Below are 24,158 nucleotides of genomic sequence, written 5' to 3'. Positions count from 1 at the left end.
TATTGAGTTGATTGCGGCCCCGCATCAATACTGACGGATGCGGGGCCGTTGCTATATAATCGCCCACCGCCCAAGACAATCGGAGAGGTTTTCCTATATGGCTCAAACAAAGCAAGATGGCATCTCGCTCAAGCAGTGGCTCCCGCTTATCGGGCTCGCCTGTTGCGCGTTCGTGTTCAACACGTCGGAGTTTATGCCCATCGGCCTTCTGACTGATATCGCCGCGTCGTTCTCGCTCACCGAGGCCCAAGCCGGCATCATGATTTCGGTCTATGCCTGGGGCGTCATGCTGCTGTCGCTGCCACTCATGGTGTTTGCCTCGCGCTTTGAGTTCAAGTGGATGCTGCTCGGCGTGCTCGCCGTGTTTTCTCTGGGTCAGTTCCTGTCTGCTGTGGCACCGACATATCCCATCCTGGTCTGTGCGCGCCTGGTGGTCGCTTGCGCACATGCCGTGTTCTGGTCGGTCGCCTCGATTATGGCCTCGCGCCTGGTTGACGCCCGCCACGGGGCGCTCGCCATCAGCATGATCGCCACGGGCTCGTCTATCGCGCAGATTTTCGGCCTGCCCCTCGGTCGTGCCATCGGCCTGGCCGTGGGCTGGCGCATGACGTTTGCCGTGGTCGGGGCCTTCTCTGCCGCCGCGGTGGTGTACCAGGCCGCGGTGTTCCCGGCCATGCCGGCGGGTGAGCGCTTTACCGTTAAGCAGCTGCCCGAGCTGCTCAAGAACCCGTTCCTGATTGCGCTCTACGCGGTCACGGTCTTTATGGCGACCGGCTACTACGCGGGTTACAGCTATATCGAGCCGTTCCTGGCACAGGTCGCGCACGTCGACGCAGGCGCCATCACCATGACGCTGACGGCGTTTGGCTGCTCCGGTCTGGTGGGCAGCTGGCTGTTCGGCCGACTGTTCGATGGGCACCGGTTCCCGTTCTTGGCTATTACGCTCTCCGGCGTGCCGGCGGCCCTGCTGCTCATGGGTTCGGCCGCATCGTTGCTCGCGGCAGTGCTTGCCGTCTGCGCGCTATGGGGCTGCTGCGCCACGGCCTTCAATGTGGCGTTCCAGGCCGAGCTCATCAAGTACACGCCGGCGGATTCGTCGGCTGTCGCCATGTCGATCTTCTCGGGCCTGTTCAACCTGGGTATTGGTACGGGCACGGCGATTGGTGGCGCCGTGGTGTCGGGCCCGGGCATCGCTTGGATCGGCTACGCGGGCGGCACGATTGCCGTCGTGGGCGTCATCCTCGCCATCACCGTGCTGTTCCCGGCCATACGCCGCGCAAAGCCTGTCGCCTAACCACACCCCCTCATCAGTTGCGGCGGAATGCGGACTGGATTGGGTAGCTAAAAAAGCCCCGTCCCAAATTAGCTACCCTGCTGGGCATACAATGGATGTCGTTGTGTTGAGCTTACCGGGAGGCTGTTATGTGGGCATACGAGACGACGTTCTATCAGATCTATCCGCTGGGCTTTTGCGGGGCTCCGCGCGAAAACGCCGCGCCTGTTGCCGAGGATGAGCTCTTCCAAGCTGCCGGTACCGCGCCCAATCCCGATGCCCCCATCATGAAAATCGCCCAATGGGCCGATTACCTGCAGGAGTTCGGTATCGGTGCCGTGTTGATCAACCCTCCGCTTGAGTCCGATGGCCATGGCTACGATACGCGCAGCCTGCGCCATATCGACCGCCGCCTGGGTGGAGATGCCGACTTTGCCGCCGTGTGCGAGACGCTGCATGCCCATGGCATACGCGTGGTGCTCGATGCCGTCTTTAACCATGTGGGCCGCGGCTTCTGGGCATTCCGCGACGTGCAGGAGCGCAAGTGGGATTCGCCCTACAAGGATTGGTTCCACATCAGTTTTGACGGCGATTCCTGCTATGGCGACGGCTTTTGGTATGAGGGCTGGGAGGGCCATTTTGAGCTCGTGAAGCTCAACCTGCAAAATCCTGCCGTAGTCGATTACCTGCTCGAGTCTGTGCGCCGTTGGGCCGATGACTTTGGCATCGACGGCCTGCGCCTGGACGTCGCCTACATGCTCGACCGCGACTTTATGCGCCGCCTGCGCTCCTTTACCCGCGAGCTCAAGCCCGACTTTGTACTGATCGGCGAGACGCTCCACGGCGACTACAACCAGATCGTCAACGACGAGATGCTCGACTCCTGCACCAACTACGAGTGCTACAAGGGCCTGTATTCCAGCTTTAACTCAGTCAATATGTTCGAGATCGCCCATTCGCTGCATCGCCAGTTTGGCGGCGACCCGTGGTGCATCTACCGCGGCAAACACCTGCTGTCGTTTGTCGACAACCACGACGTGCCGCGTCTGGCCAGCATCCTCACCGACAAGTCGTGCCTGCGTCCCGCCTATGGCATGCTCTTTGGCATGCCGGGAATCCCGTGCGTCTACTATGGCAGCGAGTGGGGAATTGCTGGCGAAAAGGGCGGCCCCGATGGCGACTGGGCGCTGCGACCTGCGCTCAATGCGCCTGCGCCCAACGAGCTGACGGCGTTCATCACGCAGCTCGCGCACCTTCGTTCGGCCGACGACGCGGCGGCACGCGCTCTCAACTACGGCGCGTACCGTAACGTGGTGATTCAAAACAAGCAGCTGCTGTTCGAGCGTGCCTGCGACGACGCCACGGTGCTCGTGTCGGTGAATGCCGTGGACGAGACCTATTCCTTTACAGCCGGCGAGCTCAACGGGTCCTTTGTCGACCTGCTTGCCGACGACGCGCCCACGGTCGAGCTGGCGGGCACGCTTGAGCTTGCGCCCTACGAGGTGCGTTATCTGTTGAGGGCCTAGCCCATGCCAGTGTCTGACGAGGGCTATCAACATATTGAGCATGGGTTTGAGCCCGTGTTCGACCGGCACTCGCGCGTTTTGGTGCTCGGGTCGTTCCCCTCGGTGCTTTCGCGCGCCAATGCCTTTTACTATGGCAACCCTCAGAACCGCTTTTGGCGCGTGATAGCGGCATGCCTCGGTGCGCCTGTGCCACCCAATGAGGGCGATCCTTTGGCGGACGGTACGCCGGCGACACTCGACGCCTCGATTGCCGCCAAGCGATTCATGCTCCTCGACGGCGGCGTAGCCCTGTGGGATGTGATCGAGAGCTGCGATATCAAGGGCTCGAGTGACGCTAGTATTCGTAACGTCGTGCCGGCACACATCGAGCTCATCACCAGCAACGTGTCCATTGAGCAGGTAATATGCAACGGTGGCACGGCGGGGCGCCTCTACAAGCGCTATCTACAGGAGCGGACGGGCCTGCCCGCTGTCATATTGCCGTCAACAAGTCCCGCTAACGCGGCCTGGCGCCTGGATCGCCTCGTTGAGTGCTGGCGCGAGGCCGTTGACTGGGGTGCTCGATAATTTAGATAGTTGATTGAGCACGGGTGCCGAGACGTTTGATGATGGCGTGCCAGATTGGCGTGGGCACGGCGGGCTTGGCGAAAACCACGCCATCTGCTGTGACATCCCCGGTGTCGCCGCCGCCGAGTCGTTGGGCGTGCTCAACCGAGCAGCCCATGCGCACGGCGCCTACCAGCTTATCCATCGCTTCGGAAAACGGCCGTCGCAGAAGTCCCATGCGTGGGGAATGGTGAAGCGCCGCGATGCCGCTGCCGGCACAGATGACAACGCCGCCGCACCACGTTAGCCTACGGAGTTCGCAAGCTTGGCGCAGGCACTCGATATACCGGTGCGCCTCCTCGGTGCGCCCACAGGTGGCTTGAACGACGACATAGACGCGCGTTCCCGTATTGCCAAAGCGATCGAGTGCTTGTTGAGCGGCGGATGCCGCCTCATCGTTGGGCTTATCCGTAATCGCGAGCACAATGCCATCGACGGCGGCATCGGCGTCATTCGCCTTCAAGTCGACCGGGCGGGGGAGCGCGGTGCCGGAAAGCCGGGCATAGGCCGCGATGGCATCCTGCAGGTCCCAGAGCAAAAACTCAAGATCGGCGCTATTGGGAATACTGACGTATGCAATCTTCTGCAGTGTTTTGGGCTTATTGCCCTGCGGATCTGTCTCCATGCCGCCTCCTTTCCGGTTGGTTTCCGTTTAGGTTACACCGTCTGGTGACGCTTCGCCGCGCTATCCTAGTGCAACCCTTACGAAAGGAACGCCATGCGTCTGCCCATGAATACCTCGCTTGCCACGCTCAAACCCTCCGGCATCCGTCGGATAAACGCGCTCGCTGCCCAGCACCCGGGGTGCATCGCGCTCGCGCTCGGCGAGCCCGATTTTCCCACGCCCGATGTGATTAGCGCCGAGGTGACCGCCGCACTGGGCCGCGGCGACACGCACTATCCGCCCAACAACGGTCGTCCCGCCCTGCGCGAGGCGCTGTCTGCCTACATGGGAGACGCGGGTCTTACGTTTTCGGCCGACGAGGTCATCCTGACCGACGGCGCGACCGAGGCCCTGTCGGCAACATTCATGGCCATGCTCAATCCCGGCGACGAGGTCATTATCCCCACGCCGGCCTTTGGCCTGTACGAGAGCATCGTCGTGGCCAACCACGCCAAAGCAGTCTTTTTGGATACAGAGCCCGCACAGTTTCAGATTGACGAGCACGCGCTTCGTGCCTGCGTGACGCCGGCGACCAAGGCCATCGTCATCTGCTCGCCCAACAATCCAACGGGCTGCATCCTCAACGCGGCCTCGCTCGACGCCGTGGCACGCGTGGCGGAGCAGACGGGCATCTACGTGGTCTGCGACGACGTATACAACCGCCTGGTCTATGTGGATGGCTACGAGCGGTTTGCCCAGCGACACCCGGAGCTGCGTAATCAGACGGTGGTCATCGAGAGCTTTTCCAAACCCTGGGCCATGACCGGCTGGCGCTTGGGCTGGCTCGCAGCCGCAGCCCCCGTCATCGCCGAGATCGCAAAAGCTCATCAATACTTAGTATCGAGTGCCGTCTCCTTCGAAATGGACGCCGCAACCAGAGCCCTCACCGTCGACCCAACCCCCATGCTCGAAGTCTACCGAGTCCGCCGCGAGCGCGTACTCGCAGCCTTGGACGCCATGGGCCTCGACGCAGTAGAACCAGCAGGAGCCTTCTACGCCTTCCCCAGCATTAAACAATTCGGCCTAACAAGCGAAGACTTCTGCATCAAAGCCATCAAAGAAGCCAACGTAGCCCTAGTCCCAGGCGACTGTTTCGGCTGCGAAGGCCACATCCGCCTAAGCTACTGCGTAAGCGACGAAAACCTAGACAAAGGCCTAAATCGCCTGTCCGCCTTCATTTCGACTTTGTAGTCCTCAGGGATGCAACACATCAGCCCACCGACATAAGGGTTATGCGTGGGGCGCGTCGCTCAACGGACACGAGGATTCGCAGCAAAGGCAACGTAGCTCCGGCCGGGAGGGGCAGGGCGAGTTTTCCGTAGATTCCGCACGAGCCGAAGGCCACTTAATGTGGCCTTCGTGCGAGCCCAGGACTTGACCGAGCGGAAAACTCGCCCTGCCCCTCCCGGTCGGAGCGTATGCAGGGTTTGTGTACGAATCCTCGCGTCCGTTGACCGACGCCGGGGTCCCCGCCATAATACTTTCGGTTCACGCACGAATCCGCTGCCAGAGACAGCCGGTGCAAACGGGCTTCGCCCGCAAGCTTAATGGGATATCCCGCCAGCCGAGGTGGTCGAGTAGATATGTCTTCTCGCCCCCGTCGCTCATGCAGCGCGGGGGCTTTCTTTTTGGACATGCCCCCGTCACGTCCTTGTGGCGGACCGTGCCCGGAAAGAATTCGAGGAGGGGTAATTCATGCCCCAGCAGTACAAAATCGACAAGGTTGCAGAGATCGAGTCCCGTATCGCCGAGAACGCCGGTCTGTTCGTCGTCAACTACAACGGTCTGACGGTTAAGCAGGCTCAGGAGCTGCGTCATCAGCTTCGCGAGTGCGGCGCCGAGATGAAGGTCTACAAGAACAACCTGGTCAAGATCGCTCTCAAGAACCAGGAGCAGCCCGAGCTCGACGAGATCCTCGCCGGCCCCGTCGCTTATGTGTTCTACGAGACCGAGCCGGTCGAGGCCGCTAAGGCCCTCAAGGACTTCTCTGCTAAGTCCAAGGGCGTCCTTGAGATCAAGGGCGGTATCTCCGACGGCAAGGCCGTTTCCGCTGATGATGTTAAGGCTATCGCCGAGCTGCCCACCAAGGATCAGCTTCTCGGCCAGATCGCCGGTCTCATCTCCGGTTTCGCTCGCGACATCGCTGTCTGCGTCAACGGCGTTTCCTCTGGTCTCGCTCGTTCGATCCAGCAGGTTTCCGAGCAGAAGGCAGCCTAGTCGCTGTTTTCACCCGCGGCGGCAACGCCGCACCCCTGGCGCATTCGCGCTGTGTTTTAACTGATCTCCGTGCACAGACACGGAAACCGAAAGGACTTAGAAATGGCTAAGCTTACCACCGATGAGATCATCGATGCTCTTAAGGAAATGACCCTTCTCGAGGCTTCCGAGCTCGTCAAGGCTATCGAGGACACCTTCGGCGTTTCCGCCGCTGCTCCTGCTGCCGTTGTCGCCGCTCCCGCTGCTGGCGCTGCTGAGGCCGAGGAGAAGACCGAGTTTGACGTCGTGCTCGAGGGCTTCGGCGACAACAAGATCCAGGTCATCAAGGCCGTCCGTGAGCTCACCAACCTTGGCCTGAAGGAGGCCAAGGAGGTCGTCGAGGGCGCTCCCAAGGCTGTTCTCGAGGGTGCCAAGAAGGAGGACGCCGAGGCTGCCAAGGAGAAGCTCGAGGCCGCTGGCGCTGCTGTCACCCTCAAGTAATCAGGCTTTCTCGCCAGATTTCTTTGCAGACGGGGTTCGCATTGCGAACCCCGTCTTTTTTGTTTTTCGGTCCCTCGACATCGGTTGCTCAAACTGCCATGTTCTGTGATTTGCGTCGTATCGGGTGCCCTGCCGTTGGACAATAAAATTGCACCATTCGAGCAATAATTTGCGTTGACCTGCTGAAGAATTGTCTCTGCCTTGTAGCGACATATAGTTCCAGCGGTAAGATGCTTGGGTATCGCAATTTGGTCTGCGGCTGTGTGCCGCACGCATGGGGCGCTTTTGCGCCTGCGAAAGGATCTTTGAATAACATGAAGGCAATCATCCCCGCCGCCGGTCTTGGCACGCGTTTTCTGCCTGGCACCAAGTGCACGCCCAAAGAGATGCTGCCGGTGCTCGACAAGCCCGTCATTCAGTACGTCGTCGAGGAGGCGCTCGAGCCCGAGGAGGTCGACGATGCCATCATCGTTACCTCGCCCGGCAAGCCCGAGCTGCTGAGCTACTTCCAGCCCGATCGCTCGCTCGAGAACCTGCTGCGCGAGCGCGGCAAGAACGCCTATGCCGATGCCGTAGCCCACGCTGGCGGTATGCCGGTCGATTTCCGTTATCAGTACGAGCCCAAGGGCCTCGGCCATGCTATCCGCTCTGCTGCCGACGCCGTGGCAGGGGAGAACTTCCTTGTTCTTCTGGGCGACTACGTTGTGCCCAACCGCGACATCTGCGACAAGATGCTCGCCGTCTCCAAGGAGCACGGTGGCGCTTCGGTTATCGCCGTCGCTGCTTGCTCGCCCGAGGAGGTCAGCCGCTACGGCGTGATCGCCGGTGAGCGCGTCGGTTCGCTCGAGGGTGCCGAGGACGTTGCCGATGCTGAGCCGGGCGCTGTCTGGCGTATCGGCGGTCTGGTCGAGAAGCCCGCCCCCGAGGCGGCTCCGTCCAACCTGTACATCGTCGGCCGCTACCTGCTGAGCCCGCTGGTCATGGACCTGCTTGCCGACCAGCAGGCCGGTAAGGGTGGCGAGATCCAGCTGACCGACGCCATGGCCCGTTCGCTCGACCGCGAGGCAATGTATGCCGTCGTCATCGACCCGCTGTCGGGCTACGACACCGGCACTCCCTCTGGCTGGATGGCAACCAACGCCCTCATGGCAGCAAGCGACCCCCGCTTTGCCGATGCCTTCTGGGACGCCATCGACGAGCGCGGCGGTCTTAAGCGCAACTAGCACGTGCCACGGGTGCGGACTTCGGTTCGCACCCGTTTTTTGTTCGCGGGCCATGTAAGCCGTTGCGGGAGGCCGTCGTTGTCCTGCAGGGGAGTGTGTGTTCACAGAAAATATATGAACGCATGTTCGATACAACACCATCTACCTGCTCGTTTTCTGTTGAAAAACTTTGCTACTCCAAAAACTCAATCGCGTCAAGGCTTTTCTTGCCCAACGGTCGGTACCTGATAAACTATTAGGTTGCGATAACTGGCGAAGCTATGCCTCGCCAACCCACCGAGCATTTCCGTGAAGGAGGAAAAACCTGGTGACCTACGCATACACTGCCACTGAGCGCAAGCGCGTCAGCTTCGGGAAAATCCCGGAGGCCATGGAGCTCCCCAACCTTATCTCTGTTCAAAGGGAATCCTTTGAGCGTTTTAAGGACGAGGGCCTTCGTGAGGCGTTCAAGGAATCCAGCCCCATCCAGAGCCAGAACCATGTTCTCGAGGTTACCTTCGGCGAGCATCAGTTCGGCGACCCCGCGCACACTGTCGAGGAGTGCCGCGAGAAGGATATGACCTATCAGGCCCCGCTTCTGACCGACGTCCGTCTCACCAACAAGGAGACCGGCGAGATCAAGGAGCAGCTCGTCTTCATGGGCGACTTCCCCATGATGACCGATCAGGGCACCTTCATCATCAACGGTACCGAGCGCATCGTCGTCTCCCAGCTCGTTCGGTCCCCGGGCGTGTACTACAGCTCCGAGATGGATTCGGGCAAGCAGATCTACAAGGCCCAGATCATTCCGTCCCGCGGTGCCTGGCTTGAGTTTGAGGTCGACAAGCGCGATCAGCTCATGGTCTCCATCGACCGTAAGCGCAAGCAGAGCGCCACGATGTTCCTGCGCGCCCTTGGCATCGCCGTCACCAACGACGACATCATCGAGCTGCTCGGCAACTCCGATGTGATCAAGCGCACCCTGGAGCGCGACACCGCCCTCACTCGCGAGGACGCCCTCATCGAGATCTACCGTCGCCTGCGCCCGGGCGAGCCTCCCACCGTGGACGCTTCCCGCAGCCTGCTCGAGGGCCTGCTCTTCAACCCGCAGCGCTACGATCTGGCCCGCGTCGGTCGTTACAAGGTCAACAAGAAGCTCAACCTCACCACCGAGGAAGAGGTCACGGTGCTCACCGACGAGGATATCGTCGCGACGCTGCGCTACCTGCTGTCCCTCGCTGCCGGCGAGCAGGGCTTCAAGGTCGACGACATCGACCACTTTGGCAACCGCCGCATCCGCACCGTCGGCGAGCTCGTCGCCAACCAGTTCCGTATCGGCATGAGCCGTATGGAGCGCGTCGTCCGTGAGCGCATGAGCTCCCAGGACATCGACGAGATCACCCCGCAGTCGCTCGTCAACATCCGCCCGATCGTGGCCTCCATCAAGGAGTTCTTCGGTTCCTCGCAGCTCTCGCAGTTCATGGACCAGGCGAACCCCCTGACCGGTCTGACCCACAAGCGCCGTCTGTCCGCACTCGGCCCTGGCGGTCTTGCCGGCCACAAGTCGGGCTCCAGCCGCCGCACCAACGTGCCGACGGCCGTCCGCGACGTTCACAACTCGCACTACAGCCGCATGTGCCCGATCGAGACCCCCGAAGGCCCCAACATTGGCCTGATCGGCTCGCTTGCCCTCTACGCCCGCGTCAACGAGTACGGCTTCATCGAGGCTCCGTTCCGTCGCGTCGAGAACGGCGTTGCCACCGACCAGATCGACTGGATGACCGCTGACGAGGAAGAGAAGCACGTCATCGCGCCGGCCAACACGCCGCTCGATCCCAAGACCAACGAGTTCATCACAACCGATGCCGAGGGCAAGATCGTTCGTCCGCACACCGTGATCGCCCGTACCCGCGACTTCGACGGCTCCTTCGGTGCTCCCGCCGACGTGCCCGTCGAGGACGTCGACTACATGGACGTCTCGCCGCGTCAGATGCTCTCCGTCGCAGCCACGCTGATTCCGTTCCTGGAGCACGACGACGCCAAGCGTACGCTGATGGGCGCCAACATGCAGCGTCAGGCCGTGCCGCTGGTTCACCCTGCCGCTCCCTATGTCGGTACCGGCATGGAGCGTCGCGCCGCCCTGGACTCCGGCGAGGTCACCCTGGCCAAGAACGCCGGCGAGGTCATCTTTGCCGACGCCGCCAAGATCATCGTCAAGCATGCCGGCGGCATGGACGAGTATCACCTGGCCAAGTACCAGCGCTCCAACCAGTCCACCTGCATCAACCACCGTCCGCTCGTGCGTGTCGGTGACACCGTTGAGCAGGGCGAGCCCCTGGCTGACGGTCCTTCGACCGATCATGGCGAGCTCGCACTGGGTCAGAACCTCACTGTGGCCTACATGCCGTGGGAAGGCTTCAACTACGAGGACGGTATCGTCGTGTCCGAGCGCCTGGTGGCCGAGGACCTGCTGACGACCATCAACATCACCCGTCACGAGATCGACGCCCGCGACACCAAGCTCGGCCCCGAGGAGATTACCCGCGAGATCCCGAACCTCTCCGAGGACATGCTTGCCAACCTCGACGAGGACGGCATCATCCGCATCGGTGCCGAGGTCGGCCCTGGCGACATCCTGGTCGGCAAGGTCACGCCTAAGGGCGAGAGCGCTCTGACCGCCGAGGAGCGCCTGCTGCGCGCCATCTTCGGTGCCAAGGCCCACGACGTCCGCGACACCTCCCTCAAGATGCCTCACGGCGCTTACGGCCGCGTCATCGACGTCGTCCGCTTTAGCCGCGAGAACGGCGACGACCTGGCTCCCGGCGTCAACGAGCAGGTGCGCGTCTACGTCGCCCAGCGTCGTAAGATCCAGCAGGGCGATAAGATCGCCGGCCGCCACGGCAACAAGGGTGTTATCTGTAACGTTCTGCCGGTCGAGGACATGCCCTACATGGCTGACGGTACCCCGATCGACGTTATCCTCAACCCGCTGGGCGTTCCTTCGCGTATGAACGTCGGCCAGCTGCTCGAGTGCCACCTTGGCTGGGCTGCTGCCTGCGGTTGGGATACCGAGCAGGCCGACTCCGACAAGTATGTCCCCGGCCCGTTCTTCACCGCGACGCCCGTCTTCGACGGCGCCAAGGAGGACGAGATCGCCGAGGTCATCCGTCGTGCCAACAAGAACATGCTCAACAAGGCCACCGCTGCCTTTGGCGATCACATGCGCCCCGAGTTCGTCACCCAGCTTGACGAGCGCGGCAAGACCCGCCTGTTCGACGGCCGCACCGGCGAGGAGTTCCGCGAGCCCATTACCGTTGGTACGTCCTACATCCTCAAGCTCGGCCACATGGTCGACGACAAGATCCACGCTCGTTCGACAGGCCCTTACAGCCTGGTTACCCAGCAGCCTCTGGGCGGCAAGGCTCAGTTCGGCGGCCAGCGCTTCGGCGAGATGGAAGTTTGGGCACTGTACGCTTACGGTGCTTCCAACGTCCTGCAGGAGATCCTGACCGTCAAATCCGACGATACCGTGGGCCGCGTCAAGACCTACGAGTCCATCGTCAAGGGCGAGAACGTTCCTGTCCCGGGTATCCCCGAGTCCTTCAAGGTTCTCGTTAAGGAGATTCGCTCCCTCGCGCTGGACATCGAGCCCATGCACGATGCCGACGAGGACGCCTCCGCCCCTGTGACCGCCGAGGAGACCTCTGCTCTCGACGACCTGGCTGCGCTCGCTGGCATTGACGCCGACGTCGAGGCCCAGGATGCCGAGACCGCCGAGGCACCCGAGGCCGTCGCCGCCACGACCACTGATAAGGAGTAGTTGACTGTGGCAGATTTCGAAGCTACTGATTTTGACTCGGTAAAGATCTCCCTTGCCTCCGCCGACCAGATCCGTTCCTGGTCGCACGGTGAGGTCAAGAAGCCGGAGACCATCAATTACCGTACCCTCAAGCCCGAGAAGGACGGCCTGTTCTGCGAGAAGATCTTCGGTCCCGCCAAGGACTGGGAGTGCTCCTGCGGCAAGTACAAGGGCATCCGCTTTAAGGGCATCGTCTGCGAGCGCTGCGGCGTCGAGGTCACCTCGGCCAAGGTGCGTCGCGACCGCATGGGCCACATCGAGCTCGCCGCTCCGGTGTCCCACATCTGGTACTTCAAGAGCCCCACGAGCTTCCCGATGAGCCGTATGCTCGACATCAAGTCCAAGGACCTCGAGAAGGTTCTGTACTTTGCCAGCTACATCATCACCGAGGTTGACTACGAGGCTCGCGAGGCCGACGCCGACGACCTGCGCGAGGAGCTCGCTGCCGATCTGGAAGAGATCGATGCCGAGTGCGCCCGCCAGATCGAGTCCCTCAAGGAGCAGGGCGACCCCGAGAACTTTGACGAGTTCTCCGACGAGGAACCGCTGACCCCCGAGGAGATCGCCTCTGGCATCGTCGACATCGAGGAAGAGTGCAAGGACGAGAAGCAGCTCCGCACGGACGCCTTCAACGCCTTCATGAAGCTCACCGAGCGCGACCTTATCTCCGATGAGCCGCTGTTCCGCGAGATGACCCGCTACTACTCCATGTACTTCAAGGGTGGCATGGGTGCCGAGGCCGTCCGCGACCTGCTCGCTGCCATCGACCTTCCTTCCGAGGCCGAGAAGCTCAAGGCCATCATCGCCGACGAGGATTCCCAGAAGCAGAAGCGCGAGAAGGCCGTTAAGCGCCTCGAGGTCGTTGACGCCTTCCTGAAGGGCGGCAACAGCCCCGCGAACATGATCCTGGACGTCATCCCGGTCATTCCGCCCGATCTGCGCCCGATGGTCCAGCTCGACGGCGGCCGCTTCGCTGCGTCCGACCTCAACGACCTGTATCGTCGCGTGATCAACCGTAACAACCGACTCAAGCGCCTGCTCGACCTGGACGCCCCCGCGATCATCGTGAACAACGAGAAGCGCATGCTCCAGGAGTCCGTGGACGCCCTGTTCGACAACGGCCGTCGTGGTCGCCCGGTCTCTGGCCGTGGCGGTCGCCCGCTCAAGTCGCTCGCCGAGGCCCTCAAGGGCAAGCAGGGTCGTTTCCGTCAGAACCTGCTGGGTAAGCGTGTCGACTACTCCGGCCGTTCGGTTATCGTTACCGACCCCAAGCTGCTGCTGCACCAGTGCGGTCTGCCTAAGACCATGGCGCTGGAGCTCTTCAAGCCCTTCGTCATGAAGCGCCTGGTCGAGCTCGGCAAGGTCGAGAACATCAAGGGCGCCAAGCGCGCTATCGACCGCGGTGCCACCTTTGTGTGGGACATCCTCGAAGAGGTCATCGACGGCCGCGTCGTGCTGCTCAACCGTGCACCGACTCTGCACCGTCTGTCCATCCAGGCCTTTGAGCCGGTGCTGGTCGAGGGCAAGGCTATCCACCTGCACCCGCTGGTCTGCTCGCCCTTCAACGCCGACTTCGACGGCGACCAGATGTCTGTCCACGTGCCGCTGTCCAGCCAGGCTCAGGCCGAAGCTCGCGTGCTCATGCTCTCTGCGAACAACCTGCGCTCGCCGGCATCCGGCAAGCCGGTCAACATTCCCTCGCAGGACATGATTATCGGTGTCTACTACCTCACCCAGGTTCGCGACGGCCTGCCGGGCGAGAACCACGTGTTCTCGAGCTTCGACGACGCGCTGCACGCCTATGACTGCCGCTCCGAGGTCGACATGCAGGCCAAGATTCAGGTCCGCGTGTCCGCCGAGAACGCCAATGTCATCAACGAGGACGGCACCCGTATCTTCCGCGTTAAGAACGGCAAGAACGAGTTCGTCGACTACGACGTCACCGGCAACAAGACCGCGCGCTTCGAGACCTCTATCGGCCGCATCATCTTCAACCGCCAGTGCCTGCCCGAAGACTACGAGTTCATGAACTACAAGATGGTCAAGGGCGACGTGGCCAAGCTGGTTGCAGACTGCTGCGATCGCTACCCCGAGGCCAAGGTCGGTCCGATCCTCGACGCCATCAAGTACTCCGGCTTCCACTACGCTACCCGCGCCGGCCTCACCATCTCGGTGTGGGACGCTCTCATCCCTGCCGAGAAGCAGGAGCTGCTCGACCGCGCCCAGGCCAACGTCGACCAGATCAACGAGTACTTCGAGGAGGGCTTCATCAACGAGACGGAGCGCCACATCGAAGTCGTTAACGAGTGGACCGCTTGTACCGATAAGGTTGCAGCGCTCATGCTCGACATGTTCGACGAGGAGAACCCGCTGTACATGATGGCCGACTCCGGCGCTCGTGGTTCTAAGACCCAGCTGCGTCAGCTCGGCGGCATGCGTGGCCTGATGGCAGACATGTCCGGCGAGACGATCGACCTTCCCATTAAGGCGAACTTCCGCGAGGGCCTGCTGCCACTCGAGTACTTCATTTCGACTTACGGCGCCCGTAAGGGCCTGGTCGATACCGCATCCCACACCTCGGACTCTGGTTACCTGACCCGTCGTCTGGTCGACGTGGCCCAGGACGTCATCGTCCGCGAGGAGGACTGCGGTACGCACGAGGGCGTTACCTACAACCTCATCATCCCCGGCACCACCGACCTCAACACCGACCTCGTCGGCCGTTGCTTCATCCAGGACGTCGTGGCTCCCGATGGCACCGTGCTCTTTGAGCAGGACGGCTACATCGAGAAGGTTGCCGACATCCAGAAGATGGTCGATGCGGGCCTCAAGAAGGTCAAGCTCCGCGCGCTGCTCACCTGCCGCTCCAAGTACGGCGTGTGCCAGAAGTGCTACGGTTGGGATCTTTCCACCCGTCGTCCGGTCGCCATCGGTACTGCCGTTGGCATTATTGCCGCCCAGTCCATCGGCGAGCCCGGTACGCAGCTTACGATGCGTACCATTCACTCCGGCGGCGTCGCTGGCGTCGACGATATTACGCAGGGTCTGCCTACGGTCAGCCGTATGTTCGATATCGTCGGCAACGTCAACGAGAAGATTCTGGGTCGCGAGGCCGAGCTGGCTCCGTACTCCGGCCACCTCTCGATTAAGCCCGAGAAGTCCGAGTACGTGCTGACGCTCACCGACTCCGAGGATCACACCCGTGTTCTCGACGAGCGTCGCGTCCCCGCTTCGGTGCGCTTCATGCCCGAGATCGAGGACGGCTGCGAGGTTCGCGCCGGCGACCAGATCACCAAGGGCTTCGTCAACTTCCGCAACCTGCGCAAGCTGACCGACATCGAGTCGACGATGCACACCTTCGTCGAGAGCGTCAAAGACGTCTACACCAGCCAGGGCGTCGACCTGAACGACAAGCACATCGAGGTGCTCGCACGTCAGATGCTGCGTCGCGTTCAAATTACCAACCCCGGCGACTCCAAGTACCTGCTTGGTCAGTACGTCGACCGCTATGAGTTCGCCGACGAGGTTGAGCGCGTTGCCCGCCTGGGCGGTCAGGCTCCCGTGGCCGAGCCCGTCATCCTGGGTACGCTCAAGGTCGCGTCCAACATCGACTCCTGGCTGTCGAGCGCTTCGTTCATCCGTACCGCTGGCGTCCTTACCGAGGCTGCCATCGAGGGCAAGGTCGACCACCTGCTCGACCTTAAGTCCAACGTCATCGTCGGTAAGAAGATCCCGGCTGGTACCGGCCTCAAGCCGTACGCCAACGCCAAGCTGACGTATCGCACGGCCGACGGCTACGTGGACATCGACGGCCCGGCTTCGCCCAACGCCAAGTCGCTGCCCGAGTGGGCTCCTGTGGAGCTCAAGGACCTGGACGAGCAGCTCCCGCAGCAGCTCGACTGGGCCGGCTACGATGAGTTCGGTGGTGCTGACGGTTCGTTCACCCGCAACGGCCACACCATCTCCGCCGAGAAAGCTCGCCTGTACCTGTTCGACGACCTGGGCGTGTCGCAGCGCTGGACCAACAAGTTCAGCGAGGTCGGCATCGAGACGGTCGGCGACTTGGTCGGCAAGTCCGAGGAGGATCTGCTGCGCATCGATGGTATCGGTGCCAAGGCGATCGAGGAGCTCCGTGACGGTCTGGAGGCCCACGACCTGCTCTACATCCTCGAGAACAACGACGACGTCGCCGACGAGGAAGACCTCTCGCAGCTGCTGCAGATGGTCTTTAGCCCCGACGGTCCGGACGACATCCTGCTGGGCACCTCCGCTCCGACGCATCACGCCGACGACGAGGAGGAGCTCCTGGGCGCTCCGATCGACGACAAGAAGGCTCCCGCCAACGGTGCCATCAACGAGGACATGGCTTCCCTCGACGAGCTGCTCAACCAGCTCGTAGACACCGATGACGCCGAAGAGGCCAAGGACAACGACGAGGAGTAATTTCCTAGTACGTTAACCGCCCTTCCAAAGACCCGCTTCCCAACAGGGGAGCGGGTCTTTTTTGGTGAGGAACGTTGCCCCGACGAGCACGTCGGATTCCCGGAACGGGCGGCCCGCTGTTTAAGTTTGTCGCGAGTTCCGCACGCAAAGGAAAGCACTTAATGTGCTTTCCGTCTTGCGCAGGACTGTAGAGCAGCAAACTTAAACAGCGGGCCGCCCGGACCGGGAGTCCACCCCCGCGCACAGGAGGGGATTCCGTTTGTGTAGGCTTTGCGGAAATGTGCCAATTTTGGGATACGCCCGGCGGCGTGGTCTGTTGACGGCACAGCTAACGCCACGTATCCTATCGAACTGCGTGTTTCGTAGGGGGATGCTGACCCCTCGATTCAAGCCGTTGCACTTTACAGAAAGCTGGAATCATTCGAGAAGGAGTACGCTTTGCCTACTATTAACCAGCTGGTTCGCCAGGGCCGCCGTTCCGTGCCCAAGAAGTCCAAGAACGCTGCTCTGCAGCACAACTCCCAGAAGCGTGGCGTGTGCACCCGCGTCTTCACCACGAGCCCCAAGAAGCCGAACTCGGCTCTTCGTAAGGTTGCCCGTGTTCGCCTCGTCAACGGCATCGAAGTTACCGCTTACATCCCGGGTGAGGGCCACAACCTGCAGGAGCACTCCATCGTGCTCGTCCGTGGCGGTCGTGTCCGTGACCTCCCTGGTGTCCGTTATCACGTCATCCGTGGCGCCTATGACGCTGCTCCGGTCCAGAACCGTATGCAGGCCCGTTCCAAGTACGGTGCTAAGCGCCCCAAGGCCAAATAAGCCAGATAACGTTTTGATACTTTCGCCGTGTGCCGTCTTGAGCGCCGCACGGTAGACACTTAAGGAGATTTCACATGCCGCGTCGTGCAGCAGCTAATCGTCGTGAGGTTCAGCCTGACGCCGTTTACAACAACCGCCTGGTGACTCAGCTCATCAACAAGGTCCTTCTTGACGGCAAGAAGGCCACCGCTGAGCGCATCGTTTACACCGCTTTCGAGATCGTTGCCGAGAAGTCCGAGGGCGGCGACGCTCTCGCTACCTTCAAGAAGGCTATGGACAACGTCAAGCCCACGCTCGAGGTTAAGCCCAAGCGTGTCGGTGGCGCTACCTATCAGGTCCCGATGGAGGTCAACTCCCGTCGTTCCACCGCTCTGGGTATCCGCTGGATCGTCAACTTCTCCCGCGCTCGCAAGGAGAAGACCATGGCCGAGCGTCTCGCTAACGAGATCCTCGACGCCTCCAACGGCCTGGGTGCTTCCGTCAAGAAGCGTGAGGACGTCTTCAAGATGGCCGAGGCCAACCGTGCGTTCTCTCACTATCGTTGGTAAGTTTAAGGTAAGGAACTAACATGGCTAAGCCTAAGTACAAGCTTTCCGATACCCGTAACATCGGCATCATGGCTCACATCGATGCTGGTAAGACCACCACGACCGAGCGTATTCTTTACTACACCGGTAAGACCCACAAGATCGGTGAGGTCCATGAGGGCGCTGCCACCATGGACTGGATGGTTCAGGAGCAGGAGCGCGGCGTAACCATTACCTCCGCTGCTACTACGTGCTTCTGGAACAAGGACGGTAAGGACTACCGCATCCAGATCATCGACACCCCGGGCCACGTTGACTTCACCGCCGAGGTCGAGCGCTGCCTGCGCGTCCTCGATGGCGCTGTCGCCGTCTTCGACGCCGTTGCCGGCGTTCAGCCCCAGTCTGAGACCGTTTGGCGTCAGGCTTCTACCTTCAACGTCCCCCGCATCGCCTTCATCAACAAGTATGACCGCGTGGGCGCTGACTTCTTCAACGCTATCGAGACCATGAAGGATCGTCTCGACGCTAACGCCGTGGCCGCTCAGGTCCCGATGGGCGCCGAGGACAACTTCTGGGGCGTCATCGACCTCGTCACCATGACCGCTTGGGACTTTAAGGCCGACGAGAAGGGCATGACCTACCCCGAGCCGATGGACGAGATCCCGGCTGAGTTCGCTGACATCGTTGCCACCAAGCGCGAGGAGCTCCTCGACGCCGCTGCCAGCTTTGATGACGAGCTCATGGAGAAGATCCTCATGGAGGAGGACTTCACCGTCGAGGAGCTCAAGGCCGCTCTGCGCAAGGGCGTTCTGGCCAACGAGCTCAACCTCGTCTTCGTGGGTTCCGCCTACAAGAACAAGGGCGTTCAGGAGCTGCTCGACGCTGTTGTCGACTACCTGCCCAGCCCGCTCGACGTCAAGGCCGTCACCGGTACCGATCCGGACACCGGCGAGGAGATCGAGCGTCATCCTGACTTCGACGAGCCCTTCTCCGGCCTGGTCTTCAAGATCATGACCGACCCGTTCGTCGGTAAGCTCACCTACGTCCGCGTTTACTCCGGTCGTGCCGAGTCCGGCTCCTACGTTGTCAACGCTTCCAACGGTCAGCGCGAGCGCCTCGGCCGCATCCTCGAGATGAACGCCGCCGAGCGTATCGACCGTGATGACGCTGCTGCCGGCGACATCGTCGCTTGCGTCGGCTTCAAGAACTCCACCACCGGTGACACCCTGTGCACCGAGGGCAAGGAGATCGTCCTCGAGAAGATCGAGTTCGCTAAGCCCGTTATCGACGTTGCCATTGAGCCCAAGACCAAGGCCGAGCAGGACAAGATGTCCCTGGCTCTGACCAAGCTCGCCGAGGAGGACCCGACCTTTACGGTGTCCACCAACCACGAGACCGGCCAGACCATCATCGCCGGCATGGGCGAGCTGCACCTCGAGATCATCGTCGACCGTCTGCTCCGCGAGTTTAAGGTTGACGCTAACGTCGGTAAGCCCCAGGTTGCCTACCGCGAGACCGCTGGTCACGACGTCGAGAAGGCTGAGGGCAAGTTCGTCCGTCAGTCCGGCGGTCGCGGTCAGTACGGCCACGCCGTCATCAAGCTCGAGAAGATGGAGGAGGGCTTCGGCTACGAGTTCGTCAACGCTATCGTCGGCGGCGTCGTGCCCAAGGAGTACATCCCGTCCATCGACAAGGGCATCCAGGAGGCCCTGAACACCGGTGTTATCGCCGGCTTCCCGGTCCTCGACGTTAAGGTCACCCTGTTCGACGGTTCTTACCACGAGGTCGACTCCTCCGAGGCCGCCTTCAAGATCGCCGGTTCCATGGCTATCAAGGACGCTCTCAAGAAGTCTGACCCGCAGCTGCTCGAGCCGATCATGGCTGTTGAGGTCGAGACCCCCGAGCAGTACATGGGCGACGTTATGGGCAACCTCTCCGGTCGCCGCGGCAAGATCGAGGGCATGGAAGATCGCAAGAACAGCAAGCTCATCCGTGCCAAGGTGCCGCTGGGCGAGATGTTCGGTTACGCTACCGACCTTCGCTCCCAGACCCAGGGCCGTGCATCCTACACGATGCAGTTCGACTCTTATGAGCCCGCGCCCAAGTCCATCGTGGACGAGGTCATGAGCAAGAACGCCTAAGTTCGAGCTCCCTGTTACGTAATCCGCGAGAACATCTCTCGCACTCTTTGGAGGTTTAAGTTGGCTACCCAGAAGATCCGCATTCGCCTCAAGGGCTATGATCACGAGGTCGTCGATCAGTCCGCGAAGCTCATCGTCGAGACCGCTCAGAAGACCGGTGCTCGCGTTTCCGGTCCTGTCCCCCTGCCCACCGAGCGCAACCTGTACACGGTCATCCGCTCGCCGCACGTGAACAAGGACTCCCGTGAGCAGTTCGAGATGCGCACCCACAAGCGCCTCATCGACATCCTCGACCCCACCTCGGGCACCGTTGATTCGCTCATGCGTCTCGACCTTCCCGCTGGTGTCGATATCGACATCAAGCTCTAAGCTTTTTGCTCGATCGCACGATTGATAAGGCCGCAGCCCTTTGGGTTGCGGCCTTTTTGTATCGATGCTGTAAAGGGTCTACACTACTGAGCTATTCGACAAACGGGTGTATGAGTAACGCTGTTGGGGGCAGGTAAAGATGGTCGAGTGGATTGTTAAACGAGCACAAGGTGACCGTGCGCGCGTGGGCACGTTGACGGGCGTGGTGTGCATTATCGCCAATGTGGCACTTTGCGCTGCAAAGGGCGTAATTGGCGTGCTGTCGGGGTCGGTTTCAATCGTGGCGGACGCCATGAACAACCTGTCCGACGCCAGCTCAAACATCGTGAGCGTGCTTGGCTTTAAGCTGGCGAGTAAGCCGGCGGACCCTGAGCATCCTTACGGACATGGACGCTACGAGTATCTCTCGGGCCTGGTCGTGGCGGCGCTCGTGCTGCTCATCGGCCTTGAGCTAATCAAATCCTCGGTTGAACGCATCATCCATCCCGAGCCAGTTGAGTTCTCGCTTGCCCTGGTTGCGGTCCTGCTGCTTTCGATGGTCATTAAGCTGTGGATGGCGGCCCTCAACCAAAAGCTCGGCGACCGTATTGAGTCCGAGACGCTGCATGCGACGGCTCAGGATTCCAAGAACGATGTTCTTGCCACGGGTGCTGTGCTGGCATGTGCGATTGTTTCTCAGGTGACGTATGTCAATCTTGATGCCTGGGTCGGCCTTGCCGTTGGCGCCTATATTGGCTGGAGCGGCTTTGAGCTTATCCAAGATACGGTGAGCCCGCTTTTGGGCCAGGCACCAGACCCCAAACTGGTCAAGCATATCCGTGGCAAGATCATGAGTTATCCCGGTGTTTTGGGCGTGCATGACCTGATGGTTCACGATTACGGTCCGGGCAGGAAGTTTGCGAGCGCCCACGCCGAGATGGCAGCTGAGGTCAGTCCACTAGAGAGCCATGACACGCTCGATAACATCGAACAGTCGTTTAAGGACGAAGACGGCATGATCGTCACGCTCCATTACGACCCCATCGTGACCGACGACCCCAAGGTGGCGAGCATGCGTTTGTGCATTAACGCTATGGCTCAACAGATCGATAGCCGCCTTTCGATTCACGACTTGCGCTGCGTGCCGGGCCCTACGCACACCAACGTGATCTTTGACTGCGTGCGTCCCTCGGATCTGCAGATGAGTGCCGAAGACGTAAAGCACACGCTGGCCCAGAGGGTCGAATCCGAATATCCTAAGTCGATTGCCAAGATTACGATTGACGAAGACTACGTAGGTCATGCCCACGAGTAGGGCTGTGTCGGCAAAGTAATGTATGCAGAAGGGGAGAACATGAAGAGGCTGTATCTGCTCCGCCATGGCCAGACGGAATTCAACGTCAAAAAGCTGGTCCAGGGCCGCTGTGATTCACCGTTGACCGACCTAGGCCGCAAACAAGCGGGAATGGCGGCCGCATGGCTCAAGGGCCACGACGTCGTCCCCGACAAAGTGGTCTCATCGCCCTTAGGCCGAGCTATGGACACGGCAAGTCTCGTCGCAACCGAACTCCTCGGCCCGGACGCAGCCGTCGAACCCTGCGAAGGCATCATCGAGCGCAGCTACGGTACCTTCGAAGAAGGCCCCCACGACGCCCTGCCCACCGACGTCTGGGATCCGGGCGAGGATTTGGTCCCCTTTGGAGGAGAGGGAAGCAAAGCGTTGCAAGAACGCATGGTAGCCACCCTCACCAATCTCATAAGCGCCGAGGATATCGAGACCCTCCTAGCAGTAAGCCACGGCAGCGCCAGCCGCCAATTCATCAAGGCCGCAGCCCCAGAGGGCTTTGAGCTCCCAGCAAAACTCCCCAACTGTGCCATCATGATCTTCGATTTCGATGAGGCGAAGCCACAAGCAGAAGGCGAGCCAATGCAATGCAAGTTCACCCTCCAGCAAATAGTGGACCCCCAACAAGGTAATTAGCTGAGCGAGCAGGGTTAAGCAGACATCAACGTGTCGTCTCCCGAGCTTTGGCGGAGGGGCGGGCCCGAGACTAATTAAGGTTGTCGCGAGTTCCGCACGAACAGGAGAGCACTTAATGTGCTCTCCGTCGTGAGCAGGACTGTAGAGCAGCAACCTTAATTAGTCTCGGGCCCGCCCCTCCGCCAAAGCCCAGGCGACTCCACGCACTTTACCTGCGTAAACAATGTGAGTGAAATATGAATCTCGATGGATACGCCCGCAGCCGTGTATACTAAACAGCTGTGTGAAACCAGGGGAGTATTCTGGCTGGACAAAATGCCTGCTTAATAGGGTTGTCAGGTAGTTCGGGCACAATACAAGGCTGGGGAGCACGTTGTGTAAGTAGTGGTCCTCTAGGGGCGTACGCTCGGTGGTGTACGCATTGTCCCAAGACCACGCGAGAGTTGGGATCATATCTTGATCAGCATGATTCTCGGCCGCAAGATTGGCATGACCCAGGTTTGGGACGAGAACGACAACGTCGTTCCCGTCACGGTCATCCAGGCTGGCCCCTGCGCTGTCTCGCAGGTTAAAACTCAGGCAACCGACGGCTATGACGCCGTCCAGATCGGTTTCGGCGACATCAAGGCCAAGAACGTGAACAAGCCCATGGCTGGTCACTTCGCCAAGGCTGGCGTCGAGCCTGTCCGCTTCCTTCGTGAGGTCCGCGTCGAGAACGGCGAGGAGCACAAGGTCGGCGAGGTCGTTACCGTCGCTGATTTCGCCGATGTCGAGAAGGTCGACGTCATCGGCACCTCCAAGGGTAAGGGCTTCCAGGGTCGCATCAAGCGCTGGGGTCAGCGCCGCGGTCCTATGACGCATGGTTCTCACTTCCAGCGTCACCCCGGTTCTATCGGTCAGTGCGCCTATCCTGCGCGCGTCCTCAAGGGCGTCAAGATGGCCGGTCACATGGGTAACGAGCGCGTTACCGTCAAGAACCTTTCCGTTGTCCGCATCGATGCCGAGCAGAACCTCATCTTGGTCAAGGGCGCTGTCCCGGGTGCCAAGAATGGTCTCGTCGCCATCCGTATGGCCTAAGGGCCCAGCCCATTTAGCCCAGCGTCATACCAAGGAGAACACTTAAATGGCAAAGTTTGAAGTAAAGAACAGCGAGGGCAAGAAGGTCGCCGAGGCCGAGCTCGCCGCTGAGGTGTACGGCATCGAGCCGAACATCCACGTTATGCACCACATCGTCAAGTGCCAGATGGCCTCTTGGCGTCAGGGCACCCAGTCTGCTAAGGGTCGCTCTGAGGTTTCCGGTGGCGGCAAGAAGCCTTGGCGTCAGAAGGGTACTGGCCGTGCCCGCCAGGGTTCCATCCGTGCTGCCCAGTGGCGTCACGGTGGCGTCGTCTTCGCCCCCAAGCCCCGTTCCTACGCTAAGCGCATGAACAACAAGGAGGTCAAGCTGGCTATGCGCTCCGCGCTGTCCGCCAAGCTGGCCGATGGCGAGCTCGTGCTCGTCGACGACTACGGCTTCGAGAAGCCTTCCACCAAGGCTGCCGTCGCCATGCTCAAGGCTCTCGGCCTTGAGGGCAAGCGTCTGACCATCATCGTTCGCGATGAGGACGTCAACGCCTACCTGTCGTTCCGCAACATTCCCAAGACGTTCATCATCACCGCCGACGAGGCCAACACCTACGACCTCGTCAACAACAACGCCGTGCTGATGCCCGCCGACATCGCCGCTCACTTCGGGGAGGTGCTTGCATAAATGACCGCCCACGAGATCATCATCCGTCCGATCGTGTCCGAGCGTTCCTTCTCCGGCATGGAGCAGAACAAGTACACGTTCGAGGTCGCCAAGGATGCTAACAAGTATCAGATCAAGGACGCTGTCGAGGAGATCTTCGGCGTCAAGGTCGTTCGCGTGAACACCCTGACGGTCAAGCCCAAGACCAAGCGCGTGCGCTATGTCGCCGGCAAGACCCGTTCTTGGAAGAAGGCCATCGTCACGCTGGCCGAGGGCGACACCATCGAGGTCTTTGGCAACCAGGCCTAAGACTCGCTGCTGTTGAGTGAGCTCATGCCTCCCAAAT

19 protein-coding genes are annotated in these 24,158 nt (G+C 61.0%); 18 read left to right on the top strand and 1 reads right to left on the bottom strand.

Annotated elements, in window-relative coordinates; translation table 11 throughout:
• Nucleotides 1-97 precede the first annotated feature (97 nt).
• From DXB98_RS02795 to DXB98_RS02785, 3 genes are all read left to right on the top strand, one after another.
• Nucleotides 98-1,294: an MFS transporter gene (locus DXB98_RS02795; protein WP_117743079.1), complete on the top strand. Its 1,197-nt coding sequence runs from the start codon at nucleotides 98-100 to the stop codon at nucleotides 1,292-1,294.
• A gap of 128 nt (nucleotides 1,295-1,422) precedes the next feature.
• Nucleotides 1,423-2,799 carry an alpha-amylase family glycosyl hydrolase gene (locus DXB98_RS02790; RefSeq protein ID WP_117743078.1) on the top strand — a complete coding sequence of 459 codons (1,377 nt, stop codon included), beginning with the start codon at nucleotides 1,423-1,425 and terminating at the stop codon, nucleotides 2,797-2,799.
• A gap of 3 nt (nucleotides 2,800-2,802) precedes the next feature.
• Entirely contained in the window at nucleotides 2,803-3,366 is a 564-nt protein-coding gene (locus DXB98_RS02785; RefSeq protein WP_117743077.1) for a uracil-DNA glycosylase family protein, read from the top strand.
• Nucleotide 3,367: 1 nt separating this feature from the next.
• On the opposite strand, the gene DXB98_RS02780 is transcribed toward DXB98_RS02785, so the two are convergent.
• A complete protein-coding gene (locus DXB98_RS02780) occupies nucleotides 3,368-4,030 on the bottom strand; it encodes a hypothetical protein (RefSeq protein ID WP_117743076.1) in 663 nt (220 codons plus the stop codon).
• 93 nt (nucleotides 4,031-4,123) lie between these two features.
• Here DXB98_RS02780 and DXB98_RS02775 point away from each other — a divergent pair, with 93 nt between their 5' ends.
• The 15 genes from DXB98_RS02775 to rplW all read left to right on the top strand — a co-directional run bounded on the left by DXB98_RS02775 (nucleotide 4,124) and on the right by rplW (nucleotide 24,121).
• Entirely contained in the window at nucleotides 4,124-5,260 is a 1,137-nt protein-coding gene (locus DXB98_RS02775; RefSeq protein WP_117743075.1) for a pyridoxal phosphate-dependent aminotransferase, read from the top strand.
• A 504-nt stretch (nucleotides 5,261-5,764) separates the two neighbouring features.
• Nucleotides 5,765-6,286: a 50S ribosomal protein L10 gene (gene rplJ, locus DXB98_RS02770; protein ID WP_089572500.1), complete on the top strand. Its 522-nt coding sequence runs from the start codon at nucleotides 5,765-5,767 to the stop codon at nucleotides 6,284-6,286.
• A 102-nt stretch (nucleotides 6,287-6,388) separates the two neighbouring features.
• Nucleotides 6,389-6,766 carry a 50S ribosomal protein L7/L12 gene (rplL, locus tag DXB98_RS02765; RefSeq protein ID WP_006235005.1) on the top strand — a complete coding sequence of 126 codons (378 nt, stop codon included), beginning with the start codon at nucleotides 6,389-6,391 and terminating at the stop codon, nucleotides 6,764-6,766.
• Between the two features lie 314 nt (nucleotides 6,767-7,080).
• Entirely contained in the window at nucleotides 7,081-7,989 is a 909-nt protein-coding gene (locus DXB98_RS02760) for a UTP--glucose-1-phosphate uridylyltransferase (RefSeq protein WP_117734321.1), read from the top strand.
• A 370-nt stretch (nucleotides 7,990-8,359) separates the two neighbouring features.
• Nucleotides 8,360-11,788, top strand: a complete 3,429-nt coding sequence (locus tag DXB98_RS02755; RefSeq protein ID WP_233505072.1) for a DNA-directed RNA polymerase subunit beta — start codon at nucleotides 8,360-8,362, stop codon at nucleotides 11,786-11,788.
• 6 nt (nucleotides 11,789-11,794) lie between these two features.
• Nucleotides 11,795-16,270, top strand: coding sequence for a DNA-directed RNA polymerase subunit beta' (locus tag DXB98_RS02750; RefSeq protein WP_199407100.1), 4,476 nt, complete (start codon nucleotides 11,795-11,797; stop codon nucleotides 16,268-16,270).
• 438 nt (nucleotides 16,271-16,708) lie between these two features.
• Nucleotides 16,709-17,086: a 30S ribosomal protein S12 gene (gene rpsL, locus DXB98_RS02745; RefSeq protein WP_006235012.1), complete on the top strand. Its 378-nt coding sequence runs from the start codon at nucleotides 16,709-16,711 to the stop codon at nucleotides 17,084-17,086.
• A 74-nt stretch (nucleotides 17,087-17,160) separates the two neighbouring features.
• Nucleotides 17,161-17,634: a 30S ribosomal protein S7 gene (rpsG, locus tag DXB98_RS02740; protein WP_006235013.1), complete on the top strand. Its 474-nt coding sequence runs from the start codon at nucleotides 17,161-17,163 to the stop codon at nucleotides 17,632-17,634.
• A 20-nt stretch (nucleotides 17,635-17,654) separates the two neighbouring features.
• Nucleotides 17,655-19,754, top strand: coding sequence for an elongation factor G (gene fusA, locus DXB98_RS02735; protein WP_117743072.1), 2,100 nt, complete (start codon nucleotides 17,655-17,657; stop codon nucleotides 19,752-19,754).
• 60 nt (nucleotides 19,755-19,814) lie between these two features.
• On the top strand, nucleotides 19,815-20,123 hold the full coding sequence (gene rpsJ, locus DXB98_RS02730) for a 30S ribosomal protein S10 (RefSeq protein ID WP_022094184.1): 309 nt from the start codon (nucleotides 19,815-19,817) through the stop codon (nucleotides 20,121-20,123).
• Nucleotides 20,124-20,262: 139 nt separating this feature from the next.
• Nucleotides 20,263-21,417 (top strand): cation diffusion facilitator family transporter, encoded by a 1,155-nt coding sequence (locus DXB98_RS02725; protein WP_117743071.1) that lies wholly within the window; start codon nucleotides 20,263-20,265, stop codon nucleotides 21,415-21,417.
• A 39-nt stretch (nucleotides 21,418-21,456) separates the two neighbouring features.
• Nucleotides 21,457-22,083 carry a histidine phosphatase family protein gene (locus tag DXB98_RS02720; RefSeq protein ID WP_158553131.1) on the top strand — a complete coding sequence of 209 codons (627 nt, stop codon included), beginning with the start codon at nucleotides 21,457-21,459 and terminating at the stop codon, nucleotides 22,081-22,083.
• A 456-nt stretch (nucleotides 22,084-22,539) separates the two neighbouring features.
• The gene (gene rplC / locus DXB98_RS02715) at nucleotides 22,540-23,160 is read left to right on the top strand and encodes a 50S ribosomal protein L3 (RefSeq protein WP_089572481.1); all 621 of its coding nucleotides are present in this window, start codon (nucleotides 22,540-22,542) and stop codon (nucleotides 23,158-23,160) included.
• Nucleotides 23,161-23,206: 46 nt separating this feature from the next.
• Entirely contained in the window at nucleotides 23,207-23,833 is a 627-nt protein-coding gene (gene rplD / locus DXB98_RS02710; protein WP_006235032.1) for a 50S ribosomal protein L4, read from the top strand.
• Nucleotides 23,834-24,121 carry a 50S ribosomal protein L23 gene (rplW, locus tag DXB98_RS02705; RefSeq protein ID WP_006235033.1) on the top strand — a complete coding sequence of 96 codons (288 nt, stop codon included), beginning with the start codon at nucleotides 23,834-23,836 and terminating at the stop codon, nucleotides 24,119-24,121.
• Nucleotides 24,122-24,158 lie beyond the last annotated feature (37 nt).

Source organism: Collinsella sp. OM07-12, from assembly GCF_003438275.1.
In the GTDB taxonomy this organism is placed as follows: Bacteria; Actinomycetota; Coriobacteriia; order Coriobacteriales; family Coriobacteriaceae; genus Collinsella.
The sequence above is the reverse complement of the archived record's forward strand: the minus strand, read 5'-3'. Positions and strand labels throughout refer to the sequence as shown.

Excerpts from the sequence above, each read along its gene's own strand:
- DXB98_RS02720 (WP_158553131.1), top strand. The coding sequence starts at position 21,457 with ATGAAGAGGCTGTATCTGCTCCGCCATGGCCAGACGGAATTCAACGTC.
- rplD (WP_006235032.1), top strand. The coding sequence starts at position 23,207 with ATGGCAAAGTTTGAAGTAAAGAACAGCGAGGGCAAGAAGGTCGCCGAG.
- rplJ (WP_089572500.1), top strand. The coding sequence starts at position 5,765 with ATGCCCCAGCAGTACAAAATCGACAAGGTTGCAGAGATCGAGTCCCGT.
- rplW (WP_006235033.1), top strand. The coding sequence starts at position 23,834 with ATGACCGCCCACGAGATCATCATCCGTCCGATCGTGTCCGAGCGTTCC.
- DXB98_RS02760 (WP_117734321.1), top strand. The coding sequence starts at position 7,081 with ATGAAGGCAATCATCCCCGCCGCCGGTCTTGGCACGCGTTTTCTGCCT.
- rplL (WP_006235005.1), top strand. The coding sequence starts at position 6,389 with ATGGCTAAGCTTACCACCGATGAGATCATCGATGCTCTTAAGGAAATG.
- DXB98_RS02775 (WP_117743075.1), top strand. The coding sequence starts at position 4,124 with ATGCGTCTGCCCATGAATACCTCGCTTGCCACGCTCAAACCCTCCGGC.
- fusA (WP_117743072.1), top strand. The coding sequence starts at position 17,655 with ATGGCTAAGCCTAAGTACAAGCTTTCCGATACCCGTAACATCGGCATC.
- DXB98_RS02790 (WP_117743078.1), top strand. The coding sequence starts at position 1,423 with ATGTGGGCATACGAGACGACGTTCTATCAGATCTATCCGCTGGGCTTT.
- DXB98_RS02785 (WP_117743077.1), top strand. The coding sequence starts at position 2,803 with ATGCCAGTGTCTGACGAGGGCTATCAACATATTGAGCATGGGTTTGAG.
- DXB98_RS02780 (WP_117743076.1), bottom strand. The coding sequence starts at position 4,030 with ATGGAGACAGATCCGCAGGGCAATAAGCCCAAAACACTGCAGAAGATT.
- DXB98_RS02755 (WP_233505072.1), top strand. The coding sequence starts at position 8,360 with ATGGAGCTCCCCAACCTTATCTCTGTTCAAAGGGAATCCTTTGAGCGT.
- DXB98_RS02795 (WP_117743079.1), top strand. The coding sequence starts at position 98 with ATGGCTCAAACAAAGCAAGATGGCATCTCGCTCAAGCAGTGGCTCCCG.
- rpsG (WP_006235013.1), top strand. The coding sequence starts at position 17,161 with ATGCCGCGTCGTGCAGCAGCTAATCGTCGTGAGGTTCAGCCTGACGCC.
- DXB98_RS02725 (WP_117743071.1), top strand. The coding sequence starts at position 20,263 with ATGGTCGAGTGGATTGTTAAACGAGCACAAGGTGACCGTGCGCGCGTG.